This window comes from Martelella alba (assembly GCF_006516955.1).
In the GTDB taxonomy this organism is placed as follows: Bacteria; Pseudomonadota; Alphaproteobacteria; order Rhizobiales; family Rhizobiaceae; genus Martelella; species Martelella alba.
Window position 1 is genome coordinate 63,031 of sequence record NZ_VHLG01000020.1, and the last position, 6,400, is coordinate 69,430.

The 6,400-nt window shown below is 55.7% G+C and carries 5 protein-coding genes; all 5 read left to right on the top strand.

The genetic code is table 11. From position 1 onward, the window contains the following. Positions 1 to 31 precede the first annotated feature (31 nt). Positions 32 to 1,018, top strand: a complete 987-nt coding sequence (locus FJU08_RS21130; protein WP_141151038.1) for a sulfotransferase family protein — start codon at positions 32 to 34, stop codon at positions 1,016 to 1,018. After that, entirely contained in the window at positions 1,018 to 2,295 is a 1,278-nt protein-coding gene (locus FJU08_RS21135; protein WP_141151039.1) for a hypothetical protein, read from the top strand. Before FJU08_RS21130 ends, FJU08_RS21135 begins: the two co-directional genes overlap by 1 nt. Then, positions 2,292 to 3,176 (top strand): glycosyltransferase family 2 protein, encoded by an 885-nt coding sequence (locus FJU08_RS21140; RefSeq protein WP_141151040.1) that lies wholly within the window; start codon positions 2,292 to 2,294, stop codon positions 3,174 to 3,176. The genes FJU08_RS21135 and FJU08_RS21140 overlap by 4 nt, the downstream gene beginning before the upstream one ends. 100 nt (positions 3,177 to 3,276) lie before the next feature. Continuing rightward, on the top strand, positions 3,277 to 4,695 hold the full coding sequence (locus FJU08_RS21145) for a phosphomannomutase (RefSeq protein WP_141151041.1): 1,419 nt from the start codon (positions 3,277 to 3,279) through the stop codon (positions 4,693 to 4,695). Positions 4,696 to 4,738: 43 nt separating this feature from the next. Continuing rightward, the gene (locus FJU08_RS21150; RefSeq protein ID WP_141151042.1) at positions 4,739 to 6,166 is read left to right on the top strand and encodes a mannose-1-phosphate guanylyltransferase/mannose-6-phosphate isomerase; all 1,428 of its coding nucleotides are present in this window, start codon (positions 4,739 to 4,741) and stop codon (positions 6,164 to 6,166) included. Positions 6,167 to 6,400: the final 234 nt, after the last annotated feature.

Genomic DNA, 6,400 nt, shown 5'->3' on the forward strand with positions numbered 1-6,400 from the left:
CCTCATTTAGTTTTCATGGTTGTATTTTGATATGGTTGAGCCAGTCTTTATTTTTTCACTACCGAGGTCAGGATCAACGATGCTTCAGCGCGAGCTGGCATCCCACCCTGAGATCGCGACTGTCTCTGAGCCATGGTTTTTGCTTGGTCTGCTTCTGCCAGCGTCTGACGACCTCGCTGGCGCGACCTATAATTATAATACCTACCGGATGGGGCTTGAAGATCTGGTAGCGGCCTTGCCTGCTGGCGAAGAGGATTGGAACGACGCCATGCGTGGCGCTGCACAGAAAATATACGACAAGCTCGCCGCCGCCCATGGCGGTAAGCCGCGCTATTTTCTGGACAAGACCCCCCGCTATTCTCTTGCGCCGGCTGAGATCCGCAAGATCTTTCCCGAGGCGCCGGTCATCGTGGTCTGGCGCAACCCATTGGCGGTGGCTGCTTCAATGATGTCGACTTACAGTGCCGGACGGTGGAATCTCTACCGTTTTGTGCAGGACTTTGAGATTGCCTTGCCGCGGCTTGTGGAATTTGCAATGTCTGACCCTGAGGATACGGTTTTCGTCCGTTATGAAGATATTGTCGGCGGAGATGGCAGTCAGCTCGCCGAGATCTATTCGTTTCTATCTTTAGAGAACGATGATTGCGGTGATGAAACGGGGGACCGGCGTGAGGCTGTGCAGTTTCAGGGACGTCTCGGTGACCCTACCGGGGGCCTTAATCGTGAGGCCGCCGCGCTCGGCGATGATCGTTGGAAGGTCCAGTTCTGTAATCCATTGCGGCGTTTTTGGGCCCGACGTTACCTGAAACGGCTGGGAAAAGAAAGACTTGGCGTGATGGGGTATGAACTCAATGTTCTGGAGCGGCAGCTGGCCGCTTGCGCGGGGTGGGCACCCCATCTGATCTCAGATACAGTGTTGATGACGCGCGGCGTCTGTCGGCGGATGTTTCTGACGTCGATGATTTCATTGCAGTGGCGCAGAATGCGTGGTGGCCAGCCCATGGTGGATTTGGAATAATGAATAACCGGACGATGATCAGCGACGCGATAGTCCAGGAACGGCCTGCTTTCGCAACAAGATTATTACTGCTGGCGGGGCTGGCCCCGATTTTGATGATGGCGGATCCAACTGACAAGGCGTTGGGCCTGACAAGTACGCAGCAGTTTATTCCGACCTTTCTCTCATTGTTCGCTGGGGTGGCTTATCTGGTAAAGGGCGTCCGATGGAAGGGCGGTTTGATCTGGCAAGATCTAAGCTTGACCATCATCATTTTCATGATCTTCCTCGGCGGCGTCGGGACAGCGGTTGCCACCGGCAGCCGTCCGGAGAGTTTTCTTAATCTTTCCGTCGCTTGCCTGGCTTTCTTTCCATTTCGAATTCTGTCCAGTCAACCTGCGCAGCTGCGCTGGTTTCTCGGGAGGTTCGGGGGGTGGCTTGTCGCAATCTGCGTCTTCATGAGCGTTCTGTTGATCTTCTGGCAGATTCACGGGCCGTTTTTCGAGCAGCGGTCAGGTATCGACCACATCTATCATGAAGAGATTTTTATATTGGCGTGCGGGGCCATTTATGTATCGGTCACGATGCGCCAGCGCCCTGTTCTCCGGTTTGTGCTCATTCTTTTGTTTTTCGCGGGCGAGCTGTCTTCCTTCAAGAATACGGGGTTTCTCGTCGCGGCTCTGACGCTGGCGATACTGCTTGCCACACCGGCCCATTGGGTGTCGCAGAACCATCGGCAGGTTTTGCTGACGCGGACGATAGGCGTTCTCTATCTGATCATTGTTGCGGCTTTGTTTTGGCTTCTTCTGCCTTATTTCGAAGGATCCCTTCCTCAGGGGAGCCCGAACGTGCGTCTATATACCTATGATCTGCGCTGGCATCAGTTCCTCAACAATCCGGTGTTTGGCCTGATGTTCAGCGGTACGCCGCGATTGCAGGTACCGCTTACCAATCTTTATATTCCGAGCCACAGTGATCTCCTGGACCTTCTGGCTTACGGCGGTGCTATTGGGGCGTTGGCGTTTCTGCTGCCTGTGCTCAGCTTTCTGTTTTCCTTAAGTAAAATTCGATTTCTGACGACCGAGCGGCATGAAGCGATCCTGGGTTATACGCTTTTGGCCTCTGTCCTCATAGTTTGGAGTTTCAATCCGATCTGGCTCCAGCCCAAAATGGGCGTGGTGGTGTGGATGGCTCTTGGTATCCAGTCGGGACTACATTCTCGTCTTAAACGGAGGCAAACTTCCTTGGTATCGAAAGCTGTGACTCCACCTCTTGGCCTGCACAGGCCGTTGGCATGACGGACATGCTTTCTCAGATTGCGGTCCTTTTGACCTGCTTTAACCGAAGGGAGAAAACGCTGTCTGCAATGGCAGCGCTGTTTCGGCAGAAGGGGCTTGGGGAACTCTTTAATTTGCAGGTTTTTCTCGTGGACGACGGAAGCTCCGACGGAACAGGTGATGCCGTCCGGGCTGCTTATCCTGACATTAATGTGATCGAAGGCACAGGCGAGCTGTATTGGAATGGTGGGATGCGGCTTGCTTTTTCACACGGCGTAAAGAAAGCGCCCGATTATATGCTTTGGCTGAATGATGACACCGATCTGGATGTTGATGCGGTAATGCGCCTGCTGATAACGTCGCGTGATCTTGCAGCAGAGGGGCATAGTGCGACCATGGTCATGGGAGCAACACGGGATCCGATTTCGGGCGAGATGACTTATGGAGGGTATCAGCGGCGTCCGGGTGCAGTCATGCGGCTTAAGTCCGTGCCGCCCCTGCCGGACAGGCCGCTGTCTGTCGCGACGGTTGCGGGTAACTGCGTTCTTGTTTCGCAAGACGCTATACGCAAGGTCGGCAATCTGGAACGGCAGTTCTTTCATGCCTGGGGCGATGTTGACTATGGACTGCGTTTGCGCCAGATGGGAGGTAGCGTATGGCTCGCTCCAGCTTATGTTGCATCTTGCGCAGCCAATCCGGCAGCGCAGAAGTGGCAAGATGATGCAGGTTTGAGCCTGAAGGAACGATTTAGGAATATCAATTCGTTCCGAGGGCTTTATGCGCCGGATTGGCGTTTGTTTAATCGCCGTCATGGCGGCCTGCTGTGGCCGCTTTCATGGTGTCTGCCCTATGCAAAATTATTCGTCCGTCACTTGCAGTTCCGGTGCAGGTCGTTGCATTGACCTTAAGTTTTTAGATTTTGTAGGATAGGTTGAGGGATCCTTTATTTAGATTAAACGGGATCCTGATCGTTATCATCAGAAGTTCGAAGGTGCATCCAAAATGGATCTGAAATTCGGGACGAGTGGTCTTCGTGGCTTGTCGACGGCTCTTCGCGGAGAAGCGGCCTGTGTCTATACGGTGGCGTATTGCCGTCATCTTCTTGAAAGCGGGGTTGCGAGAGTGGGCGACCCGGTCCTTGTCGGGCGCGATTTCCGCGATTCCAGCCCGGAGGTCGCCGAAAACTGTATGGCAGCGATTGCCGCAGAAGGCTTTCAACCGGTTGACTGCGGCACGCTGCCGACGCCGGCGCTGTGCTATTATGGGTTTGCGCGTCAGGCCGCATCGGTGATGGTGACGGGATCGCATATTCCCGCCGACCGCAACGGCATCAAATTCTATACGCCAACCGGCGAGATCACCAAGGATGACGAGGTGGCGATCACAAAGAATGCCGCAGCCCTTTCCAGAACTGTCCCGGTTGTGCGACTGAAGGGGGAGGATCAGGGTGGCGAGGCTATGGCGTTGTTTTTCGAGCGCAATATCGCCCTTCTGCCGCCAAACGCGCTTTTGGGCATGAAAATCGGTGTTTATCAGCATTCGACCGTGGCGCGCGATCTTTTTATTGATCTTCTGGCGCATTACGGCGCCGATGTGATGGCGCTCGGCCGTTCTGAAGATTTCATTCCCGTTGATACGGAAGCCGTATCCGACGACACGATTGGTCTGCTGAAGGGGTGGGCCGGCGAATTTGGTTTCGATGCGATCGTGTCCGCCGATGGCGACGCGGACCGTCCGCTGGTTGCCGATGAAAGTGGCCGTCCGCTTCGCGGCGATCTGATCGGGCTGATGACGGCGCGTTTCCTTGGGGCGAAGGTAGTGGTCACGCCGGTGACGTCCAATTCCGGGATCGAGAGAAACGGTGCATTTGACGTTTTCCGAACGCGCGTCGGTTCACCTTATGTGATTGCCGGGATGGAAGAGGCGCTTGGTGCCGGCAAAGACGGTGTCGTCGGCTTTGAAGCGAATGGCGGCTTTCTGACCGGATCGTCGTTTGAACCCGCCGGCGCGCCGGTTTCCGCCTTGCCGACGCGGGATTGTTTCCTTCCCGTTCTGGCGGCACTCTATCTCGGCGCTTCAGCGGGCAAACCGTTGAGCGCGGTTGTGGCCGGTTTCAGTCTGCCGGTTGCGGCTGCCGATCGGATCAAAGATTTTGCTCAAGAGCGCTCCGTCGCCCTGATGGGCTATTTGCGCAGTTCCGTCGATCATCTTGCGACTTTCCTGGCGCCTGTCGGTCAGGTTGCGACTACCAGCGATATTGACGGGCTTCGAGTGACGCTGACCAATGGACGCATCATTCATTTCCGCCCTTCCGGCAATGCGCCTGAAATGCGCTGCTATGTGGAAGCGGAAACGGACACTGCAGCGCAAGCTCTGCTCCAGCAGGGCCTTTCCCTGATCGCAGCCTATGAACCGGGCTGATATTTCATTTTCACACCATAGATTATTGAGGAGATATTGATTCATGACAGGTAAAATCGTTCCCGTGATCATGGCCGGCGGCAAGGGAACCCGTTTGTGGCCGCTGTCGCGTGCGACCGCGCCGAAACAGTTCATCCGGTTTCTTGGTCCTCAGACATTGTTTCAGAAGACTCTTGAGCGGGTTAGCGATGACGCGCGCTATGAAGCGCCGATCGTGCTGACGAATGAGGATTTCCGTTTTCTGGTGGCCGAGCAGGCGCGCGAGATGGATATTGCGCTGTCCTCGATCATTCTGGAGCCGGTTGCGCGCAATACCGCGCCTGCGGTAGCGGCAGCGGCGGCGCTTGTGCAGTCGATGTTCGGCGCGGGCGCGATCATGCAGGTTCTGGCCTCTGACCATGAGATCGATGCGGATGAAACCTATTTTGCCTGCATTGATACGGCCTTTGCGGCGGCCGAAGCCGGCAAACTTGTCACCTTCGGCATTGCGCCGACGGAGCCTGCAACGGGTTATGGTTATATCGAGGCCGGTGCAGAATGCATTCCCGGTGCCTTTTCGGTGAAGCGCTTTGTCGAAAAGCCGCCGCTGAAGGCGGCAGAGGAAATGGTGGCGGCTGGCACATTCACCTGGAATTCGGGCATGTTCATGTTCCCGGTGGGCACGCTGATCGGGGAAATGGAGGTCTATGCACCGGAGGTGATGAGCCTGGCTGCAGAAGCGGTTGAAAAGGATGAAGGCGATCTCGACTTTACCAGGCTCGATAAGGCAACCTTTGAGCAATGCCCTGATATTTCTATCGACTATGCGATCATGGAGAAGACGGGCAATGCCGTGGTTGTGCCTTCGGCGTTCAAGTGGTCCGATCTGGGCTCCTGGGATGCAATCTGGGCGGACGGCGACAAGGATGGCGACGGCAATGTGGTTTCCGGCGCTGCGACGCTGATGAACACCAGGGATACGCTGGTGATTTCGCGTCATCTTCATGTGGCGGGCCAGGGCCTTGAAGGTATGGCCATCATTGCCAGCGAAGATGCAGTCTATGTCGGCAAGCTGGAAGACAGCCAGAATGTCGGACAGATCGTCAAACAGCTGAAAGCCTCGAAGGCGACGGAAGCGCTGGCGCGGGAACATCCGACATCCTACCGGCCCTGGGGCGGCTACACCTCAATCATCAAGGGGGACCGGTTCCAGGCTAAGCGGATCTTCGTGCATCCGGGCAAGAAACTTTCCCTGCAGAAGCATCACCATCGCGCTGAACATTGGATCGTGGTCAAGGGCACGGCTGAGGTGACAGTGGATGAGAATGTGACGATGCTGAGTGAAAACCAGTCGGTTTATATTCCGCTCGGCGCTGTTCACCGCCTTTCCAATCCCGGCAAGATCCTGCTGGAGTTGATCGAGGTTCAGACCGGCTCCTATCTCGGCGAAGACGATATCATCCGTATTGTCGACGATTTCGGACGCGGCTGAGTGTCAAGGCCGGATCAAGAAATAGAAGCCGACGGGTGGTTGCCCGGCGGCTCTTTACCGTCATCCCCCTGCTTCAGAATAAACGTAACCGGTGTTCTGGCCCCCCCTACCGCGCGGCGTCCTGATCAGAGATTGGCTCTTTAGTGCTCTGCCCCCTTTAAACTGGACCAGATTTGGTTAGAGTTTTCCGGTGCATTTTCCCGGCTGGGAAATGAGCGGAAGACGATGAAGGCA

Excerpts from the sequence above, each read along its gene's own strand:
- FJU08_RS21130 (WP_141151038.1), top strand. The coding sequence starts at position 32 with ATGGTTGAGCCAGTCTTTATTTTTTCACTACCGAGGTCAGGATCAACG.
- FJU08_RS21135 (WP_141151039.1), top strand. The coding sequence starts at position 1,018 with ATGAATAACCGGACGATGATCAGCGACGCGATAGTCCAGGAACGGCCT.
- FJU08_RS21140 (WP_141151040.1), top strand. The coding sequence starts at position 2,292 with ATGACGGACATGCTTTCTCAGATTGCGGTCCTTTTGACCTGCTTTAAC.
- FJU08_RS21145 (WP_141151041.1), top strand. The coding sequence starts at position 3,277 with ATGGATCTGAAATTCGGGACGAGTGGTCTTCGTGGCTTGTCGACGGCT.
- FJU08_RS21150 (WP_141151042.1), top strand. The coding sequence starts at position 4,739 with ATGACAGGTAAAATCGTTCCCGTGATCATGGCCGGCGGCAAGGGAACC.